This window comes from Labrenzia sp. THAF82, assembly GCF_009363435.1.
GTDB lineage: Bacteria > Pseudomonadota > Alphaproteobacteria > Rhizobiales > Stappiaceae > Roseibium > Roseibium porphyridii.
Genome location: NZ_CP045354.1, coordinates 3490009 through 3507622 on the forward strand (window position 1 = coordinate 3490009; position 17614 = coordinate 3507622).

At 53.9% G+C, this 17614-nt stretch carries 16 protein-coding genes; 4 read left to right on the plus strand and 12 right to left on the minus strand.

Going from position 1 to position 17614, the window contains the following annotated elements; all coding sequences use genetic code 11:
• Positions 1 to 3: 3 nt before the first annotated feature.
• Both FIV00_RS16305 and FIV00_RS16310 read left to right on the plus strand, forming a co-directional pair.
• Positions 4 to 474 carry a hypothetical protein gene (locus FIV00_RS16305; RefSeq protein WP_152501732.1) on the plus strand — a complete coding sequence of 157 codons (471 nt, stop codon included), beginning with the start codon at positions 4 to 6 and terminating at the stop codon, positions 472 to 474.
• Positions 471 to 680: a hypothetical protein gene (locus FIV00_RS16310; RefSeq protein WP_152501733.1), complete on the plus strand. Its 210-nt coding sequence runs from the start codon at positions 471 to 473 to the stop codon at positions 678 to 680. Before FIV00_RS16305 ends, FIV00_RS16310 begins: the two co-directional genes overlap by 4 nt.
• A 75-nt stretch (positions 681 to 755) precedes the next feature.
• Here FIV00_RS16310 and FIV00_RS16315 read toward each other — a convergent pair whose 3' ends face one another.
• On the minus strand, positions 756 to 1904 hold the full coding sequence (locus FIV00_RS16315) for a GGDEF domain-containing phosphodiesterase (RefSeq protein WP_247649423.1): 1149 nt from the start codon (positions 1902 to 1904) through the stop codon (positions 756 to 758).
• Here FIV00_RS16315 and FIV00_RS30300 point away from each other — a divergent pair.
• Complete coding sequence (locus tag FIV00_RS30300; RefSeq protein WP_247649457.1) at positions 1863 to 2009, plus strand: hypothetical protein; 147 nt, start codon at positions 1863 to 1865, stop codon at positions 2007 to 2009. The genes FIV00_RS16315 and FIV00_RS30300 overlap by 42 nt on opposite strands.
• A gap of 724 nt (positions 2010 to 2733) precedes the next feature.
• On the plus strand, positions 2734 to 4383 hold the full coding sequence (locus FIV00_RS16320) for an alpha/beta-hydrolase family protein (protein WP_152501735.1): 1650 nt from the start codon (positions 2734 to 2736) through the stop codon (positions 4381 to 4383).
• Between the two features lie 20 nt (positions 4384 to 4403).
• On the opposite strand, the gene FIV00_RS16325 is transcribed toward FIV00_RS16320, so the two are convergent.
• From FIV00_RS16325 to FIV00_RS16375, 11 genes are all read right to left on the minus strand, one after another.
• Positions 4404 to 5345, minus strand: coding sequence for a patatin-like phospholipase family protein (locus FIV00_RS16325; protein ID WP_152501736.1), 942 nt, complete (start codon positions 5343 to 5345; stop codon positions 4404 to 4406).
• Positions 5346 to 5487: 142 nt separating this feature from the next.
• The gene (locus FIV00_RS16330) at positions 5488 to 6552 is read right to left on the minus strand and encodes a BMP family ABC transporter substrate-binding protein (protein ID WP_152501737.1); all 1065 of its coding nucleotides are present in this window, start codon (positions 6550 to 6552) and stop codon (positions 5488 to 5490) included.
• A 97-nt stretch (positions 6553 to 6649) separates the two neighbouring features.
• Positions 6650 to 7564 carry an ABC transporter permease gene (locus FIV00_RS16335; protein ID WP_152501738.1) on the minus strand — a complete coding sequence of 305 codons (915 nt, stop codon included), beginning with the start codon at positions 7562 to 7564 and terminating at the stop codon, positions 6650 to 6652.
• A complete protein-coding gene (locus FIV00_RS16340; protein ID WP_152501739.1) occupies positions 7557 to 8645 on the minus strand; it encodes an ABC transporter permease in 1089 nt (362 codons plus the stop codon). Before FIV00_RS16340 ends, FIV00_RS16335 begins: the two co-directional genes overlap by 8 nt.
• Entirely contained in the window at positions 8645 to 10192 is a 1548-nt protein-coding gene (locus tag FIV00_RS16345; protein WP_152504298.1) for an ABC transporter ATP-binding protein, read from the minus strand. Before FIV00_RS16345 ends, FIV00_RS16340 begins: the two co-directional genes overlap by 1 nt.
• Positions 10193 to 10252: 60 nt before the next feature.
• The gene (gene xdhC, locus FIV00_RS16350; protein ID WP_152501740.1) at positions 10253 to 11260 is read right to left on the minus strand and encodes a xanthine dehydrogenase accessory protein XdhC; all 1008 of its coding nucleotides are present in this window, start codon (positions 11258 to 11260) and stop codon (positions 10253 to 10255) included.
• A complete protein-coding gene (gene xdhB, locus FIV00_RS16355; RefSeq protein ID WP_152501741.1) occupies positions 11260 to 13596 on the minus strand; it encodes a xanthine dehydrogenase molybdopterin binding subunit in 2337 nt (778 codons plus the stop codon). The genes xdhC and xdhB overlap by 1 nt, the downstream gene beginning before the upstream one ends.
• On the minus strand, positions 13580 to 15064 hold the full coding sequence (gene xdhA / locus FIV00_RS16360) for a xanthine dehydrogenase small subunit (protein ID WP_152501742.1): 1485 nt from the start codon (positions 15062 to 15064) through the stop codon (positions 13580 to 13582). Before xdhA ends, xdhB begins: the two co-directional genes overlap by 17 nt.
• A gap of 3 nt (positions 15065 to 15067) precedes the next feature.
• Positions 15068 to 15418, minus strand: a complete 351-nt coding sequence (uraH, locus tag FIV00_RS16365) for a hydroxyisourate hydrolase (protein ID WP_152501743.1) — start codon at positions 15416 to 15418, stop codon at positions 15068 to 15070.
• Positions 15419 to 15521: 103 nt separating this feature from the next.
• On the minus strand, positions 15522 to 16421 hold the full coding sequence (locus FIV00_RS16370) for a LysR family transcriptional regulator (protein ID WP_209006577.1): 900 nt from the start codon (positions 16419 to 16421) through the stop codon (positions 15522 to 15524).
• Positions 16422 to 16487: 66 nt separating this feature from the next.
• A complete protein-coding gene (locus FIV00_RS16375) occupies positions 16488 to 17465 on the minus strand; it encodes a quinone oxidoreductase (protein WP_152501745.1) in 978 nt (325 codons plus the stop codon).
• Positions 17466 to 17614 lie beyond the last annotated feature (149 nt).

The window sequence follows — 17614 nt, forward strand, 5'->3', positions numbered from 1 at the left end:
CGAATGAGTTCAGATCACGCCCATTCTCATCATCATGACCACGACCATGCGCATGCCCACATGCATGGACACAATCACGGCGGTCACGATCATCTGCATTCGCATGTCCACGGTATTTCCGACGCGGACAAAGTCGATGAATTGCAGGCGCTTAGCTCAAGTTTCATTGACGGGTTCCGCTCTGCGGAAGACAAGACAAGTTACCTTCGTCTTGCAGGCATTTCGTTTCACAGACCGGGTGCTGACGGACTGGTGCAGCACCTCGTTGACGCGAAAATTGAAAGCAACTGGCAGATCGGGACGGCCTCACCTGCCTTCGCATCCCGTGAGTTGGCCTATATGCCTTTTCCCGGTTCCATGGTGCAGGCACGAGAGACGATGACTTTCACGTATGTATCGCTAACCGAGCGCTCTGATGTCGACCTAATCGAAGTTTTGACTGACCGCCTTAAGCAAGGAGATATTGCTGAATGAAGCACCTATTGACTGCACTAATTTACAGCCTGCTCGCGTCTTCCGCGTTTGCGCATCCCGGTTCGCATAACGATGTCCATGGAATGAGCGGTTTTGTCCGCCACTTACTGGACTCACCCTTCCATATGGCATTGCTGGCCGGTGCCGTTCTTTCGGTGTTTGCCGTCGTGCTATACTTGTTCTTCGCTCGCAAACCTCAGGTTTGAAAAATATGCCGCCGACACTTCGTTTAGGTGACCGGCGGCATTAATCATTGTCAAAAATGAGATTGGAAGTAGCAGTTAAACGCTCGCGAGTTGTTTCGCTCGAGCACGTGAAAAAAACAGTGTGATCAGATGATCGATATCCATTGGGCCGCTGAACAGGTAGCCTTGGCCATGATCACAACCCAGTTCGACAAGTGCGTCGAGGCGTTCTACTGTTTCGATCCCCTCTATTACCGTGTTGCTCTTCATTTTGGCGATCAAGCTTAGGGCAGCAAGAAGTGTTTCAGCATGTCTTTCATTGTTGAATGCACGATCCACATAGCGCGCGTCGATCTTGATTTCATCCCACTCGAATTCAGTCAAATGGCGTAATGCGGCGAATTTTGAACCAAAGTCGTCCAACGAAACGGCGATACCACATTCTTGAATTTCGGAAAGTGACCGCCAAACACTGTCCAGTTTTGTAGGCAGTTGCGTTTCGGAAACTTCGATCTTCAAACGGTGCGCCTCAATGCCTGCATCTGTGAGGCACTCAAGCATCATTTCGGGCAGACCTTCGTTCAGGATCTGAGACAATGTGAGGTTTACGGACAACGTCAAATCAGTAGGCAATCTCTGCAGTTGCATGCAAGATTTTTCAAGAATAATGCGACCCAGTCTGATGATATCTCCAGTGCTTTCAGCCGCTGAAATGAATTCGGAAGGGCTGATCCAGCCCAGTTCATTGTGTTGCCACCTTGCAAGTGCTTCGACGCCAATGATCTTGCCAGTATTTAGATTGAACTGAGGTTGGAAATGAGGAATGAATTCGTGGTTTTCGAAGGCGTTTGATAAAGACGAATGGATCTTTTCCCGACGCTGGTATTTCGCCTGCATAGCAGGTGTGAATAGGGAAACCCGGGACTGTTTTTTCACAAAAGCATTTTCAAGCGCCAATTCCGCATTCTTGAGTATGAGTTCAGGCCTCCAATCGACGGGATCGGCAATTGCCACTCCAATCGCAAGATTTGTTCTGAAAGATCCTGAACCGGTCAAGAGCGGTTGGCGGAAAAGATCTGATATTTGCTTTGCGATCTCCATCGCAGCTTGCTCTTGGTTTTCGGCAAGATCGACGCCGAGCACGAGGTCGTTTCCCTTCAAGCGCGCAACAAGGGTTTCAAGATCAGCCCCAAGAGCGTAGTGGTGAAGCAGCTCTGTAGCGGTGGCCAGGATGGCGTCTTCCACCTGTCTCTTCGCAACCAGAATTTCTGTGTTCGCGGCTTCAAACCTCAACCTGAAGACAGCAAGGGTCTCGGCCGCATTCGACCGACACTCGGCCATCTTAACTAGTCGTATGAACTGTTGATGGTTCAGCAGTCCGAAGTTCTGGTCGCTGGTATTGAGCGGGCTTGGGCGATCAGATGGTCTCTCCAGCGTCCCTCTGATATCGCGGAAACGATTGTTCTTGGTTTGGACGAACAATAACAGGCAAAGAACAACCAAACACAGAACAAGTACGAGATAAGTCGACGAGGTGGCCACTAAACTGGCCAAAAACGATAGCAGTGCAACAACAAGGCACAGCCAAGTGCCCCAACGTTCCAAAAAAGCAAACATACCGCTCGGTTCATCCGCATGGTCAATTGAGCATTTCCGATCAGTCGGAAGTGCGCGGTTGATATCGCCGGTTGAAAGTCGATTGTTGGACTAACCGGCGCCCCCCGGTTGGTCTCAAAAGTTTGCTCAGCCCGATCTAAAAATGCGGGTCTGTGAGCTTCTTGTCTTCTGCTGCCTTTTCACCATTAGAAGGGTCCCGATACCCGATGCAGCATAGATGGCAGCTGTTGAAGTTTAGCGTTGCGCATTGGAGAATAGTCGCAAGCGTCACGGATGCATCAATAGAGAGTAGAACCGTTAAAGCCGTCTAAATTGCAAGCCTGGAAACCTAACAGTTTTTGGTTGAAAATCGAGCTGATTTTCCCTCCTCGTCTTGCAAGGCCCTGACTGAAATAAGATTTTCGTTCGTTATCTGATCAGAAGAAAAATTCCTTGATAATTTTTTGGAGCGGCACGCATGAAAGTCTGGGAGATAGCAAAGGCAGGATGGTCAGCTTTTGCTCTGGTGCTAGCTGTCAGTTTCTTTGGGGCAGCCCTGACCCCTTCCCTGATGCCAAGAGACCCATTGGTTCAGGCTGCGCTTTGTGGTGTCGCGGCGGTTCTTGGGTATGAAACAGTGCTCCTGGTTCGCGCTTTGTGGCGCTATCTGGAGTTGCCGGAATTCGGCGGAAGATTGGCTGCTTGGTGGAATTGGGCTGCACTTGCTTCAAGCCTCGCCATCATCGCATTTTCTCTGGCCAAGGCAGCAAGTTGGCAGGATGCGACGCGTGCGGCCGTCGGTATGATGCCCCTGGAAAGTGCGGCACCTGTCTATATTTTTCTTGTGGGCTCTATGATCGGCCTCGGCTTGTGGCTGCTGTTTCGGATGGCCGGCGCGCTTCGCTATTTTGTCGCTTTGCAATTGGAACGAATGGTACCGCGCCGTCTAGGTGTGGTGTTGTCAGTCGGGATTGTTGGTTGGCTTTTGTGGGCGTTGGTCGATGGAGCTTTGGTCAGGAATCTCTTCATTGCTGCTGATGCGTCTTTTCTTGCTGCCGACATTTTGATGGAACCAGATGTTGTTCAACCCGAAGACCCTTTGAAAACCGGCAGTTCTGCTTCGCTGATCAAATGGGACGAAATCGGGCGACGTGGACGACAGTTTATCGCTACTGCACCCACGGTCCAGGAGATCTCAGAGTTTCAGAAAGGGCCCGTCATCGATCCCATTCGGGTTTATGTTGGACGCAGATCTGCCGACACTGCGGAAGACCGCGCTAAGCTTGCACTGGAGGAGATGATCCGTGTCGGAGGGTTCGAGCGGGCGGTGCTGGTGGTTATGGTGCCGGTCGGGACTGGTTGGATGGATCCTGGGGGCCAGGACACTTTGGACTTCATGCTTGCCGGCAATGTGGCCACCGTCGCCGTTCAATATTCCTACCTTTCCAGCATGCTGGCGCTTGTTGCACATCCAGATGACGGCGTTGATCAGGCTCGGGCCTTGTTCAATGCCATTTACGATCACTGGACAACATTGCCCAAGGATCAGCGGCCCAAGTTCTATGTGCACGGCCTTAGTCAGGGAGCCTTCAATTCGCAGGCGACCTTACCTCTGCTGGATATGCTCGGTGACCCAATCCAGGGCGCATTCTGGGCAGGGTCTCCCTTCTTTTCCAGATACTGGGCTGAAGTGAGAGATCAACGAAACCCCGGAAGCCCGGCCTGGCGGCCCAACTATGGCAACGGCTCATTGATCCGTGTCATGAACCAGTATGGTGGCCTCGAGGGCGACTACCTGCCTTGGGGACCGGTCAGAGCAGTGTTCTTGAATTACGGCAGCGATCCGATCGTTAATTTCACTTTTGACAGCGCTATTCGCGCACCTGCCTGGCTTGCGGAACCGAGGGCCCCGGATGTTTCAGACAAGCTTTCCTGGTTCCCGATTGTCACCATGTTGCAGTTGGTGCTCGATTCCATGTTTGCGCTCGATATCGAAAGATATGGCCACTACTACGTCGCCCCGGATTATATCGACGGATGGGCCGCAGTCCTCGAACCGGAAGGTTGGACACAAGGCCGGGCAGAAGAACTCAAGGAAGTCTTTTCTCGCCGCCCTGCCCCATTCTAAAGGTGGTTTCTTGTATGTTTTTATTGGGCATTGAGCAGCGCAGACAATCCACGTTTGAAGTCCTCTTTGGCTGGTTCTGCTGCCTGTAACAAGTCTTCGATCTTGAAAAAATCCATGGTCTTGAATCGACCTATCGGCGGCTCGATCAACACATCAGGCTTCGAACAAGCCAACTTTGCCGCGACCAATGAGTGAAGAGTGATCGAAAAGGACCCGATCCAGGTCTCGAGGCCACTCGGCAATCCCTTGCCTTGATCGAACTCACTGCCTGTGACGTCTATTGCAACGGTGTGATAACCGTCTGTTTGCAACACATCAAATGGGGTCGGGTTTACGAACCCGCCATCTATCAGAACTCTCCCATTGATTTCGACGGGCGTTAGCAACATCGGCAATGCTGAGGACGCAGCAATTGCCGGAAGCAACTCGCCTTCGCTCAATACGACTTGAGACTGGGTATAGAAATCTGTCGCGATGATCTTCAATGGAAATTGGAGATCCGAAAAGGTTGAGGCAAGTCCTGCAGGAAACACAGTCTCGAAGAGCACGATCGGATCAATGATGGCGGGGCGAACGACATTGAACAAAGAAGTCCAGGTTCGTCCGTCGTTCAAGAACAGTTTCTGAAACAGCTGGGTCTTGCGGGTGAAAAGGTCGACTGTGATTTCCCTGACTTCCTTGCCGCTCATTCCGCTGGCATAAAAGCCACCCAGGATCGCGCCCATGGATGTACCAGCAATCTCGACGGGTTGAACGCCAAGTTCATCCATCGCTTCTAGGATTGGAATATGGGCAAAAGCTTTGGCTGCACCTCCGCCCAAAGCCAATGCAAAGCCTTCGGTCTTTCGATTGGTCTCGGTTTCCATTTGTGACGAACTGTCCGCTTTGACCGGCTTGATGCCCGTTAGCGTGCCGGTTCCTGCCGAAACGGCAGCTAGCATCAAATCTCGTCTTTGGATCATGAGGTCACCGGTTGCTTATTAGCTGTCTGAACGTGCGTAGCAGACGCTATTCTTACGGCAACAGCGTGCCGAGATACCGGAGAAGGTCAATTGTTTTTTGAAAACGGGCCGGAAGATCTCCTCCGGCCCGATCTCTGTTATCTTACTGAGGCAGTTTGTCGTCGATACCCTGGACATACCAGTTCATGCCTAGGATCGCACCGTCGTCCAGCCTGACGCCGTCCTCAGCTGCGACGCTGCCATCCTGCTTGGTGATTGGGCCTGTAAATGGTTCCCAACCGTCCTTGATTTTCGCCTCTGTGGCTTTGGCCATTTCGACGACATCTGCTGGAAGGTTTGTGTAAGGCGCCATTACGACGTGCCCTTCCGCCAGACCTTCCCAGGAGCTGCCGCTTTCCCACTTGCCGTCAAGAACGTCTTGCACGCGGTGAATGTAGTAAGGTGCCCAGTCATCGATGATGGCGGTGTATTGCGCATCCTTGGCGAAGTTGACCATGTCGGACGCCTGACCGAAACCGTGCACGCCGCGTTCCTGAGCCACTTGAAGTGGAGCTGTGGAATCTGTGTGTTGGGTGATGATATCGGCACCCTGGTCGATCAGTGCTTTTGCCGCATCGGCTTCCTTGCCCGGGTCAAACCAGGTGTTCACCCAAACCACTTTCAGTTTGAAGTCCGGATTGACGGACTGAGCACCCAGCAGGAACGCGTTTATGCCAGACACGACTTCAGGGATTGGGAACGAAGCGATATAGCCTGCAACACCCGACTTGGATTGCTTGGCGGCGATCTGTCCAATGATGTAGCGGCCCTGGTGGAACTTTGAATTGTAGGTCGCCACGTTGTCGGCGGTTTTGTAGCCGGTCGCGTGCTCGAATTTCACGTCCGGGAATTTCTTGGCCACTTTGATGGTTGGGTTCATGTAGCCGAAGGAGGTCGTGAAGATGACGTTGCAGCCTTCCCGCGCGAAACGCTCGATTGCGCGTTCTGCATCAGGGCCTTCCGGCACACTTTCAAGATACGCGGTTTCGACCTTGTCTCCGAAGTGTTCTTCCACGGCCAACCGGCCCTGATCGTGCTGGTAGGACCAGCCAAAATCACCGACTGGACCGACATAGATGAAGCACGCCTTGACGTCGGCCGCTTGAGCCGCTGAGCCGGCTGCGGCAAAGGCAAGGGCTGCCACGGTTGCTTTCAATAGAGACTTCATGTGGTTCATTCCCCTCTTGTTTGATCTCTCTGTTTTGCGATCTTGTTGATTGAATCGGGTTCCGATCGCGTTGGATCCCTGAGACCGGAAGGCGAAGCTACCGGTCTGGAACGAATGGTTTGCCCAGACAAGCCGGGGTGTTCACAAGTGTCAGTCTGCGGTTTGCGGAAATGAGCACAAGCACCAAAATAGTCGCAAGATAAGGCAAGCTGGAAAGTAGCTGGGACGGGATGTCCAGCTCAACAGCCTGCGCGTGAAGGTTAAGCACGCTCACAGCTCCAAATAGATATGCGCCGACGACCACACGCAGGGGCAGCCAGGATGAGAAAACAACCAGTGCCAAAGCTATCCAGCCCCTGCCCGCTGTCATGTTTTCAACCCATTGCGGTGTGTAGGCAAGCGACATATAGGCTCCGGCAAGACCCGCACATGCACCGCCGAAAAGCACGGCGGCAAATCGGATGCGAATGACGGAGTAACCAAGGGCATGGGCGGAGCCGTGGTTGTCACCAACGGCACGCAGAACCAAGCCGAGCCTTGTCCGAAACAGGAAGTAGGCAACAGCCGCAACCAGTGCGAAACTGAGATAGACAATCGCGTCCTGCTGAAAAAAGACCGGTCCGATAAAAGGTATGTCCGAAAGGACCGGAATATAGAGTTCCGGTATTTTCAATCCCGGAACGCCGATAAAAGCTTCACCGATCATGCCTGAAAACCCGATACCGAGAATGGTCAGTGCCAGGCCTGTCGCAACCTGATTGGTGACCAGCACAAGCACCAGAAAGCCGAATAGCGCGGACATGGCCATGCCGGCACCAACCGCCGCAACCACACCCAGAAAACCTGAACCTGTCTGGTTTGCGACGGCGAACCCGACGACAGCTCCCATGATCATCATGCCTTCAACGCCAAGATTGAGGACACCAGATCTTTCCACGACCAATTCACCAAGTGCAGCAATCAAAAGCGGTGTTGCGGCGGTGATGACTGTCAGAAGAACGGCTTCAAACATGGGACGCCTCCCCTTGTGAACCATGGCGGGAGACGAAGCGGATCCGATAGAGAATGAGCGTGTCGCATGCAAGAACGAAGAACAACAGCAACCCCTGGATAACGCTTGCTATTTCATTGGTCACTCCCATGGCAGACTGTACGCCTTCTCCGCCGATATAGGAGAGTGCCAAAACAAATCCGGCAATGATGATCCCGATGGGATTCAAACGGCCCAGAAAAGCGACGATGATCGCCGTAAACCCATATCCGGGTGAAATGGACGGTAGCAACTGGTTCAAGGCACCCGACACTTCCATCGTGCCAGCGAGACCTGCGAGTGCTCCGGCCAGAGCAAAGGAAAAAAGTGTCAATCCTTTGGCCGAAAAGCCCGCGAAACTGCCCGCACGCGGGCTTTCGCCCATGACGCGTATCTCAAAGCCCTTTAGCGTTTTTGCCAGGACAATTGCCAAGATGATGGCAATCAGGATGGTGATCGGTGCCGACAGGCTCATGGCGCCACCGAAGACTTCTGGCAACGTCGCCGCGTCGGAGAAAATCCTGGATTCAGGAAAGTTATACCCGTCAGGATCACGCCAGGGTCCGCGCACCAGATAGTCAAGCACCAGGCTCGCGACATAAACGAGCATCAGGCTGGTGAGAATTTCGTTCGTATTGAAGCGCGTTTTCAAGAGAGCTGGAACAAGTGCCCAAAGAGCCCCGCCTATAGCACCGAATATGAGCATAAGCGGCAAGGTTGCTGCATTCTCGAACGAAGGAAAGAGCACTGGCAGAATAGAGCCGAACAGAGCTCCAATCACGAACTGCCCCTCTGCCCCGATGTTCCAATTGTTGGACAGATAGCAGACTGAAAGTCCACAGGCGATCAGGATAAGTGGCGTTGCCTTGTCGATCGTGGCCTCAAATGACCATTGCTGGGTCAAGGGTTCAATAAAGAATTTATAGAGACCAACCAATGGGTTGTGGCCGGAAATTGAGAAAATGATTCCAGCGGCCAATGCAGTCAACGCCACTGCGATGAGTGGTGACAGCATTGCCATCATCTGGCTGTGCTCTTTGCGTTTGACCAATTCAATACGCATCAGGCCACCTCCCCATGGGTTTCTGCACCACCGGCCATCAGAAGTCCGACCCGCTCACGGGTCATGTCCTCAGCCGGTTCTGCTTCAGACAAGAAGCCTCTGGAGATCACAGCAATCCGATCCGCAATTTCAAAGATTTCATCAAGATCCTGGCTGATGACGAGGACAGCGGATCCCTCACGGGCCAGATCGATAAGCGCCTGTCGAATGAGTGCGGCTGCTCCGGCGTCCACCCCCCATGTAGGCTGATTGACGACAAGAACACCGGGTTTGCGATCAAGCTCGCGACCCACTACAAATTTCTGAAGGTTGCCGCCGGAAAGAGAGCGCGCTTCGGGGTCGTCATGCGACATACGGACATCGAAATGCTGTTTGATCCGCTTTTCCATGTCTCCGGCTTGGGCATTCGAGACGAAACCATTGCCAACCAATTTGTCTCCTGTCGAATGCCTTGTCAGAACGATGTTCTGTGACAACTTCATTCCTGGGACAGCGCCATGGCCCAGCCGTTCTTCGGGGACGAAGGCGGCGTTCTGCCGCCGCCGCCAGGTGATGTTTTTTTTGCCGCAAGCCTGCCCATCGATCTGCACCATCGAGGCTTCAACCGGCATTTCACCTGAAATCGCGTCAAAGAGTTCTCCCTGACCGTTTCCGGCAACACCGGCAATCGCAACCACCTCACCTGCCCTTAAATCAAGAGAGATGCTGTTGAGCGCCGTGGCAAAAGGTGTTGCTGCCTTTGCGGATAGGTCATTCAGTCCCAAGCGTACGTCACCGACTTGTGGCTTCTGCTCGCTAGCGCTGACCGACGCAACGTCTGCGCCCACCATCATGCTTGCAAGGGATGCAGGTGTTTCTTTTGTTGGGTCGCACTCGCGCACAACCTGACCGTGGCGCAGAATAGTCGCGTGATGGCAGATGCGCTTTACTTCCTCCAGGCGGTGGCTGATGTAAAGGACCGCACAGCCTTCGTTTGCCAGACGATCAAGCGTCAAGAAAAGCTGGTCAGCCTCTTGAGGTGTCAACACGGATGTCGGTTCATCCATGATAATGAGCTGTGGTTCCTGAAGAAGGCAGCGGACGATCTCAATCCGTTGACGAATTCCGACCGGAAGGTCGGCAACAATGTCGGCCGGATTGAGTGGCAGCCCATAATCCCGGGACACGCTTTCAATCCGCTTGGCAAGTTCGGTCATTCGACCCGGGTTCGGCAATGCGAGCGCAATGTTTTCAACGACACTCAGGGCTTCAAATAGCGAAAAGTGTTGGAACACCATGCCAATACCCAGTTCGCGTGCCGCGGCCGGGTTGCCGATGTTGACCGGAGATCCTTGCCAGAGAATGTCTCCGCTGTCAGGTTCCAATGACCCGTAGAACATCTTGACGAGTGTCGATTTGCCGGCTCCGTTTTCGCCGAGCAATGCGTGGATTTCACCCTTGTTTATGACAAGGTCCACGCGGTCATTGGCAAGGATATCGCCGAACCGTTTGGTAAGCCCACGAGCGTCCAGCAAAGTGTCCTTTCCGGATCTCGGTTGCTGAACCATGTTGCTGCCATTCTGTGAAAGGCTGTTATCTGACACGCTGTCCCCCAGGCGAATGCCGCTTTATTGACCATGTGGTATATTTTGTGCAAGCCCCCCGCCTGCACCGGCCTGTTGATGAAGTGCCTCATCCCGTTCCAAAAGGTCTGCGGCGATACCGGCAGCGATGATAGCGGGTGCTTTGGACCTGATGGTCGAGCTGCCTATCGGGCAAACCATGTGCGAAATCAGCGTCGGGGCGATCCCTCTGGATTTTAGCCTTTTCTGAAACCGCATTTTCTTGGTTCTGGATCCGATAACACCGCAATAACCGAAACGTTGATGAAGCAAGGCACGTGCCATGATCTCTTCATCAAGCGCGTGCGAGTGCGTCATTGCCAGCACAAACGCACCATCCTTGGCATTTTCCAGTGCCATTGCCGGATCAGTCATGGAGATTTTGCGGACATTTGGCGGAACAGCGCCCGGGAATTGATCCGGACGGCTGTCAATCCATGAAACGTCGAAGGGCAGCGGAGCAAGCGCCAGCACCAGAGCCTTTCCAACGTGGCCTGCGCCGAAGAGCACAACAGGACGTCGAGCCTGCCCAAAGACCTCTACAAGCTGCTGGCTGCCATCCGAGACCGTTTCAATGGTAAAAGGAAACTCAGGCGATGAGCTCGATATCCGCCGTTCTCCAACAATCTTGTCATGCAGAGTTGCGCAGGTCGCAAACGTTCCGAGCACGGCTTCTTGTGAAGAAAGCTCTTCTGCCAAGTTCAAGCTTTCTTTGGTCAGAACCTCAATCGTGATCTGTGCGCGGCCACCGCAGCATTGTCCCAGATCAGGTCCGAGAGAAACGTTTTGCTGCCGGAAAACGGCTAGTCCTTCCCGAGCTGCCATGGCCGCATTGCGGATTGTCTCGAACTCGAGTGTGCCCCCACCAATTGTTCCTGAAAACCTCATATCCGGAGCAACAACCATTCTTGCCCCTGCTTCCCTTGGTGCGGAACCTTCAACACGGGACACTGTAACGAGAGCACAGGCATCGCCTTCTTTCAGCAAACTGGCAATGTGTGCCCAGGTTTTCATCAAGTTGCCCTTCTCCGGCGCATGTCCTGGACGGCTTTCATGATCGCTTCCGGCGTCGCGGGGGCATCGAGCGTCGGCACTTCTCCCGGATTGAGACTGGCAACCGCATCCGTGATGGCACAGAAAACCGCATTTGCCAGCATTACAGGCGGTTCTCCAACCGCTTTTGAACGGTATACGGTCGCCTGAGGATTGCCCGACCCTTCATAGAGGTTGACTGTAAAGTCTTCTGGAATGTCTGAAGCCGTTGGTATCTTGTAGGTGGATGGTGCATGGGTTCGAAGGCGACCAGCCTCATCCCAGATCAGCTCCTCCGTGGTCAGCCATCCCATGCCCTGCACGAAACCACCTTCAATCTGCCCTAGGTCGATGGCCGGGTTGAGAGAGTGGCCGACATCGTGAAGAATATCGACCCGGTCCACGGTCATTTCACCAGTCATCGTGTCGATGGTGACTTCGGCACATGCTCCACCAAAGGCAAAATAGTAGAATGGACGGCCTGTTGCGCTGTCTCTGTCCCAAGTGATCCCGGGCGTTGCATAAAAGCCCGCATGAGACATCTGGATCCGCGCCATATGTGCCTGCTTGGCGATCTCTGCCAATGTAAAGCTTTGCTCGCCGATCAGAACCTTGTTGTCTCCGAAATGTATCGCTTCTTCACCGCACTGATGTTGTTCGCACAGAAACGTGGTGAGCCGGTTCTTGATTTCTTTGGCCGCCAGTTTTGCAGCCATTGCATTGAGATCCGTTCCCGATGACGCTGCCGTTGGACCGGTGTTGGGAACCTTGGATGTGTTGGTTGCCGTGATATGAACCTTATCGAGAGTGACACCAAATTCTTCGGCAACTACCTGAGCCACCTTTTGATGAAGGCCCTGACCCATTTCCGTGCCACCATGGTTCAGATGGATGGAACCGTCGGTATACAGATGCACTAAGGCTCCGGCTTGGTTGAGGTGCTTGAGCGTAAATGAAATGCCGAATTTGACGGGCGTCAGTGCCAGGCCCTTCTTTAGGACCGCGTTTTCTGCATTGAATGCCGTAATCGCTTCCCGACGATCCCAGTAACTGGAGCTTTCTTCCAGCTGCGCAATGAGATCATGCATGACCTCGTATTCTTCAACCGGCATGCCAAAAGGCGTCAAGTTGTGCTCACCGTCGTAGAAATTCAGTTTTCGAATTTCCAAGGGATCTTTTCCGACACTGATCGCGATGGCATCGATCATGCGCTCCGCTGCCAGCATGCCTTGTGGACCGCCGAAGCCGCGAAAAGCCGTATTGGAGCATGTGTCTGTGCGGAGACGGCGTGACCGGATCTGAGCGTCGGGGTAGAAGTAGCTCGAATCCGCGTGAAACAGTGTGCGGTCGTTTATACCGAGCGACAGGTCGACCGAATAGCCACAGCGGGACAAAAACTCCATTTCAACGGCCCGGATCTTACCGGTGCCATCATGCCCGACTTTCCAATCAACCCGGAAATCGTGTCGTTTCCCGGTCATGATCATGTCGTCGTCCCGGTCAAGCCGAAGCTTGCAGGACTTTCCGGTTTTCTGAGCAGCGATTGACGCGAGCGCCGCCCATTGATTGGCCTGAGACTCCTTGCCACCAAAGCCGCCACCCATGCGGCGCACCTCTGCGGTGATACGCGCATCCGGCACGCCAAGAACCTTGGCCACCGTGTGCTGGATTTCGGTCGGGTGCTGCGTGGATGAATAGACCAGCATGCCACCGTCTTCTTGTGGCTGTGCCATCGCCACCTGGCCTTCCAGATAGAAATGTTCCTGGCCGCCAATGCGCATGGATCCGTCCAGAAGCGACGTTGACGCCGTCATGCCTGTTTCCGGGGACCCTCTTCGAAACTGATAGTCCGGCAAGACGGTGGTGTCGGCGTCTTCGGCATCTTCCACCGTCAGAATTGGTGTGATCGGCGAGATATCGATCTTGGCCAGAAGTGCTGCTCTGCGTGCAGCTTCCCGTGTTTCAGCCACAACGGCAAAAATGACCTGCCCAAAGAACAAGACCTCACCCGATGCGAGAACGGGATCATCGCCGAATGCGGATGAGCAGTCGTTTGTTCCAGGAACATCCTCCGCCGTCAAAACGGCAACAACACCGGGTGCGTTTCGAACATCTTCCAGGTCAATCGACTGGATACGGCCCCGTGTTGCTCTTCTTTCCCATCCCGGAACGACATGAAGCGTTCCGACAGGTTCTGCCATGTCGTCGATATAAGTGGCTGTACCTGAGACGTGCTTCTCGGCACTGTCATGCGGTAAAGCCTTGCGAACCTGTTTCAGCGGCAGCTCATGGGTGGTCTGGTCAAGCGGCGCGGTCATGGCCAGCCTCCCGCCTTGCTAGAACGCGAATGTCTTCCGGTGCAGTGCCGCTGACTTCCATGAGCGCCTTTGCCAGCAGTGCTCTAGCGGTCTCCATCCGATATTCAGAGCTGGCCCTCATGTCGGTCAGGGGCGTAAAGTCAGACAATAGCGATTGCATTGCTGTACCCCAGGTGGACGGATCTTCAAGAGTAACTCCCACAAGAGCGGCTTCAGTTTCAAACGCTCTTTTGGGCGTGCCCGCCATCCCGCCATAGGCCACGCGTGCTTCAATGATCGTGGCATCCGGAGCAACCGTAAATCTGAATGCTCCCATGACAGAAGAGATGTCCTGATCGAACCTTTTGGAAATCTTGTAGCAACGGAATGCCTGATTGGCCGAAAGGCGCGGTACGAAGAGACCTGTTACAAATTCTCCAGGCCGCCGGTCCTGCTTGCCGTAGTCGATGAAGAAATCTTCCAACGGCAGTGCCCGCGAGCCTTCCGCAGAGTGAAGTTCCAGCGTGGTTCCGAGCGCTATCAAGGCAGGCGGGGTGTCGCCGATCGGAGATCCATTTGCAATGTTTCCACCAACGGTGCCGGAGGCGCGCACTTGTTTGGAGCCAATTCTTCTCCAGAGCTCGGCAAGATTTGGTGAAAGGGCGTTCATCGCACTTTCAGTCGCCTGATAGGTGGCTGTTGCTCCAATCAGAACGCCTGAAGGGCTTTCCTCGACCCGATCGAGACCTTCAATCCGTCCAAGCCAGATCATTTTCTTCAGGTCACGCAGCTGCTTGGTTATCCAAAGGCCGACGTCGGTCGCACCGGACACAAGCGTTGCATCCGGATGCTGGCCGAACAGTGCGGCGAGCCCGTCAAGCGTTGCAGGCGATGAAAAAAACTTGTTGCTGTCGCCCAAGAAAACATCGCGGCTGTCAGCAAGCATCTGGAGACTTTCGCGTGTTTGCTTAGACCGCCAGGTAAACGCGTCGTCCGCCGCCTCGAAACAAGCTTCAAGGGCAGCGTCGATGATCGGTCGATACCCAGTACAGCGGCATAGATTTCCTGCCAGCCATTCCGTAACAGTTTTGCGCGACTTGTGCTCCCCCTCCGCATGGTAGAGCGTGAAGAGCGTCATGATAAAACCGGGCGTACAGAAGCCGCATTGCGATCCATGCAAGTCGACCATGGCTCTTTGGACCGGATGCAATCGTTTGTCTTCGATCAGGTCTTCGACGGTAACTAGCTCCGCACCGTCGATCATTCCCAGCAGCTGAATACAGCTGTTGACGGGTTGGTAGACAATGCGTCCGCCCTGCAGCCGACCGAGAGCCACGGTGCAGGCACCACAATCCCCTTCTCCGCAACCCTCTTTGGTGCCGGTTTCCATGCGCCGCAGACGTAGATAGTCCAAAAGTGTCTCGCTTGGCCCGACATTGGAAAGTTCGACGACTTGTCCACCTTTCAAGAAGCGAATGGTGTCACGCATGGTTCAGCTTCCTCTGTAGGTCGAATAGCCGAACGGCGACAAAAGAAGCGGCACATGGTAGTGGCCATCGGGTTCTGCCATACCAAATCGGATTGGAATAATGTCAAGGAAGAGCGGTTCGGAAAGCTGTTGGGTCGTAGCTTTCAGATATTCGCCTGCATGAAACCGCAATTCATAAGAACCAGTCCTGAAGGCTGCGCCATCGAGAATTGTGCCGTCGACCCGCCCGTCATTGTTGGTTTCGTGCGTCGAGATATGGCGGGGTGTGTCTTCCGCTGTCCAAAGTTCAATTTTCAAACCTTTTGCTGGCTTGCCCAGAGCTGTGTCCAGAACATGCGTGGTCAGGCGCCCCATCTATACCTCTCCTGTCTGCGGTGAAATGCCGCAAAATCCTTCAAGAAAAATGTGCCTTAAAAATTTGCCGAACCAAAGCGCTCATTTGAGAGCTTTATGATGCCTATTTGGCATCAATAGTGGGCAAATGATCCTTCAGTGTGAGCACAGAGTGATCGAAGAACATACCGGGCGCCAAGGCAAGCGCACGCAAGGAAGAGGTTATCACACAAAGGCGATCGGCCTGAAGCGGTGCGTCCGACAATGGTTTGAATACCAGAACCCCTGACGATAGATCATCTTCGCAACCGATCAGTGTTTGGAACCCTATTACCTGCTCCTCTCGCGCAAGAGCACGCATCAGACGCAGCGAATTGGCTTCAACGTAAGTTCTGGAAGCGCCGGGTATCCTGTTTCTGACAAGATCTATACGCGTTCTAAGGGAGAGCCCCTGTGCAGGCAATGCAACGGGATATTTCAGGCACTCCTGCAAACTGAGCGACTTTGACTTTGCAAGTGGATGATCCGGCGTCATCAAAGCGCCGATTCCAAGATCGTGCTGGAACGCAACTGAAAGTGCAGAGGTTTCCGGTGGATCAAACGTGAACCCGACGTCTGCTTCTGCAGCCTCGACTTTCCTGGCGGCCTCATGAGAAGACGACACGGATACGTTTACGTGAATTCCTGGATAGCTCTTGCGGAAACTGCTGATCAGCGCGGGCAGCAGTTTTTCAGCGACGCTTTCAACGCTGGCGATCGAAACAGTTCCCCGTCTCAATCCTTTCAGGGCATCAAGTTCGGCAACTGTGCCTTCAAAGTCCGAATATGTTCGACGAATGTGGGCCAGGAGAACTTCGCCTGCTTGAGACAGTTTCAATCGTCGACCGACCCGGTCGAACAACTGCAATCCTAGCGCTTCTTCAAGCCAGAGCACTTGTCGGTTGACTGCCGAAGACGCGACATTGAGTTCCCGGGACGCAGCTCGGATTGAACCAGCTTCAGCGACCGCCAGGAAGTAGCGCATTGCCGGACTGTATAGGTTCCTTGATAGATCTTGTGCCCTTACCGATCGCATGATTGCCGATACGCCTCAGGGGACCAGAACCGTGGTCCCGGTGGTTTTCCTGCCTTCCAGATCCTGATGGGCCTGGACAGCGTCGGCGAGCCGGTATTCCTGGTTGACGTTTATCTTGACGATGCCTTTTTGAACGACCTCGAAAAGCTCACCTGCCGTCGCCTCCAGGGCATCCCGGGTTGCAATGTAGTTGAAGAGCGTTGGCCGTGTTGCGAAAAGCGAGCCCTTTTGTGCCAGTAAACCAAGGTTGAAATCCGTTATCGGGCCGGAAGACTGTCCAAAGCTGACCCAAAGTCCGCGAGACTTCAAACAGTCAAGAGATCCGGGATACGTGTCTTTGCCGACAGAATCGTAGACAACATCACAGCCCTTTCCATTTGTGATCTCCTGAACACGTTCGACAAAATTCTCGGTGCGGTAGTTGATCATGTGCTGATAGCCATGATCTTTGGCCAGTGCGATCTTTTCATCTGACCCTGCGGTTCCAATGACGGTTGCGCCAAGGTGGGCGGCCCACTGCCCTGCGATGAGACCAACCCCACCTGCAGCGGCGTGAAAAAGAAGTACTGTGTTGCTGTCGACCTTGAAAGTCTGGCGCAGAAGGTACTGGGCCGTCATACCCTTGAGCATCATTCCGGCAGCTGTCTTCTCATCGATACCCTCCGGCAGGACAACCAGTTTGTCTGCGGGCAGCACTCTTTCTTGCGCATAAGCGCCTATCGGGCCGACATAGGCCACACGATCACCTGGGCGGAGATGGTTTACGCCTTCGCCAACGCTTTGAACGACCCCTGCACCTTCATTCCCCGGACTGAACGGTGTTCCATCAGGAGACGGATAAAGACCAGACCGGAAATAGGTATCGATAAAGTTCAGGCCGATTGCAGTTTGTCTGATGCGTGCTTCGCCAGGTCCGGGTTCTCCGACTTCGACATGTTCCCACCGCATGACTTCGGGGCCACCCGTTTCATGAATGCAAATCGCTTGAACCATTTTAGAACCTCAGCGTTCTGGCCGGTCTGCTCACGTGGCATTGCGGCGGTTGTCTTTGAAGAACTCTACTGACAGGGCTGGTATCGGAAAAGACCTTAGGCACATTGCATCCAACCAGCGCCTTGCTGGACAGTCAGATGTGTGATCGG